The 2,732-nt window shown below is 60.4% G+C and carries 2 protein-coding genes; one reads left to right on the top strand and one right to left on the bottom strand.

Annotation, left to right across the window (positions count from 1 at the left end):
- The coding region (locus tag AAF563_25540; GenBank protein ID MEM7124665.1) for an amidohydrolase family protein at positions 1–768 on the bottom strand (768 nt) is incomplete at its 3' end.
- Between the two features lie 260 nt (positions 769–1,028).
- On the opposite strand from AAF563_25540, the gene AAF563_25535 reads away from it, so the two are divergent.
- Entirely contained in the window at positions 1,029–2,627 is a 1,599-nt protein-coding gene (locus AAF563_25535; GenBank protein MEM7124664.1) for an ABC transporter substrate-binding protein, read from the top strand.
- Positions 2,628–2,732: the final 105 nt, after the last annotated feature.

The following is a 2,732-nucleotide window of genomic DNA, read 5'->3' as shown; positions in this document are numbered from 1 at the left end:
GTGATCGCGCACGAACCGAGCGGTCTCCTCATCGATTAGATTGCAATGCTCCACGGTCCGAATGCCGTTGCCGACCGCGCGCTGAACTGCCTTGCTGCCATAGGTGTGGGCCGCCACATAGCTGCCGCGCAGGGCCGTTTCATCCGCAGCGATGCGCAACTCTTCTTCAGAAAATTGGCAATCGTCGATGGCGTCATGCGGCGAACCGACCCCACCGCTGGCCATGACCTTGATATGGTCAGCGCCTTTTCGCAGCTCATCCCGCACGGCGACACGCATCTGCTCAGGACCATCGACTACGCGCAGGGTAAAATCCTGACCATTGGCGCAGCCGCACAGATCGATGCGACCTTCCGTTTTTCTGCGGTGGTCCCCATGGCCGCCGGTCTGGGTCAATCCAGGGCCACCTACAAAGGCACGTGGACCCGGGATCAAATTCCGCGCCAGCGCATCCTTGATGCCGAAATCGCCGCCAGCAACGTCGCGCACAGTCGTAAAGCCGCGATCCAGCATGGCCTTGATCCGCGGCAGCGCCAATACGGTGAGATAGGTTAGCGGATAGTCCTTGGTCCGTATTGCATTGAGGTGAACCGCAAAGAGATGCACATGGGCATCGATCAGACCGGGCAGCACCGTTCGGCCGTCAACGGCGACCTCGGTCGCGTTGCCGACGGTGGCCCGACCGCCGACCACATCGACGATCCGATTGTCCTCCACGACGATATCGACATCGTCACGCAGTGCGTCCGAATGGCCATCGAACAGCAAGGCGTTTCTCAGGACCGTTACTGACATCTAATCCCCCACTTCGCCGTCGCAATGATGGATACGGCGGCCAAATGCGCCCACGCGACGGACACTCGTTAGCCATGATGTCTCAGGCGGAGCCAAGCGTAAAGCGACTTGATCAAATGATAGAACGATGGGAACATCGCCTCCTGGAATAGGAAAAGCGCCATGAAAAGACCTCCTCAAGGCGCAGGCGACATCATCAAGACAGCGAACAATCTCGACAGGGGGATCAAGCGATGTTTAAGGGCACACTATTGGCCACGGCAACTGCAGTTGCGCTGGCACTCGCCGCACCGGCAAACGCCGAGACCTTGCAGTTCTCCGGCACCACCCCGGCGCTGACCATGGACCCGCACGCGACAAACGACTTCGTCACGACGGCTGTTTTCCGCCAAGTTTATGACAGTGTCGTTGGCCTGTCGTTGGACATGGAACTGGTACCAAGCATCGCCACGAGCTGGGAATATGTTGGCGATTCCACTTGGCGGTTTCACATCCGCGAAGGCGTGGTTTTCCATGATGGAACACCGCTGACGGCGGACGATATCGCCTTTTCGATCATGCGCCAGAAGGACAGCCGGTTTTATACATCGTTGTTCGGCGACGTGGCAGAGGCGATCGCAGTGGACGATCTCACGGTCGACGTCGTTTCCAACAATCCGGACCCGATCCTACCGCGGAAGATGAGCCGGATGTTCGTCATGTCCCGGCCCTGGCTCGAAGCGAACGACTCAATCGAGATCCCCGATCTGGGCGCGGAGGGGGCCGAAGGCTTCACGGTTCGAAATGCTAACGGCACGGGACCGATGGCTCTGGTCGAGCACGACCCAAGCGTCCGAACGTCCTTTACCCGCAACGAGAACTACTGGGGCGACTTCCCCGGCAATGTCGACGAGGCCGTCTACTCGCCGATCGGTTCCGACCCGACCCGGGTAGCAGCGCTCCTCTCCGGCGAGGTCCAGCTAATCATCGATCTGCCATTGCAGGATGTCGCGCGCCTGGAAAGCACCGACGGCTTCCGCGTGGAACAGGAACCCCAATTGCTCTTTATGCAGCTGGAGTTGGACGGCACCCGCGACGTTGCGCTCGATACCTGGACAAATGATGGCGAGCCGATCACGGACAACCCGTTCCGCGATGTTCGCGTGCGCCAGGCGATTGCCCATGCAGTCGATGCCGACCTGATCGTCGACAGGGTCATGCGTGGCGACGCCCGCGTGGTCGGCATTCCGTCGGTGCCCGGTTTTGGCGGCTACCAGGCCGACCTTGACGAGCACTGGGATTACGATCCGGACTCCGCCCGCGCGCTGCTGGCTGAGGCCGGCTATCCTGACGGCTTCATCACCCAGATGAACTGCCCGTTGGAACGCTACGTGAACACGGAAGAAATCTGCCGGGCCGTAGCCGGCATGCTCGACCGGATCGGTATCGAGGTCCGGGTCAATGGCATGGTCTGGCCGGAATTTGCCCGCATGCTGGTCAACGGACCTACCTCCAGCTTCCACCTGATCGGCAATGGCGCCAACAGCTTCGATAGCCAGGACACCTTCACCGCGACCATGATGACGCGCGATCCGGATGCGAATGAAGGCTTCTTCAACTGGGCGCTCTATTCGAACGAGACGGTCGATATGGTCTCTCGCGAACTCCCGGTCACGTTTGACGAAGAGCGGCGCCAGGAGTTGTACCGCATGGGAATGGAAGCAGCGCGCGACACGATTAGCGCCGTCTACCTGCACCAGCCCATGATCACCTGGGGCATGCAGGACAATGTCGAGGCGCCGATCCGTGGTGACGCGACACTGACTTTGCAGAATGTGGTGATCGGCGAATAGCGTCGCCGATCTAACCGCCATGCGCCAAACAACCGGGGCCCGTGCGTGCTGAGCATTTTGGTGCAGCGCAGCCTGCACGCGGTTCTGGTTATCCTGGTCGTCAGC

This window comes from Pseudomonadota bacterium (genome assembly GCA_039028155.1).
Taxonomy (GTDB): domain Bacteria; phylum Pseudomonadota; class Alphaproteobacteria; order SP197; family SP197; genus JANQGO01.
The sequence above is the reverse complement of the archived record's forward strand: the minus strand, read 5'-3'. Positions and strand labels throughout refer to the sequence as shown.

Bases quoted from the DNA above. Each gene is read 5' to 3' on its own strand.
- AAF563_25535 (MEM7124664.1), top strand. From the start codon at position 1,029: ATGTTTAAGGGCACACTATTGGCCACGGCAACTGCAGTTGCGCTGGCA.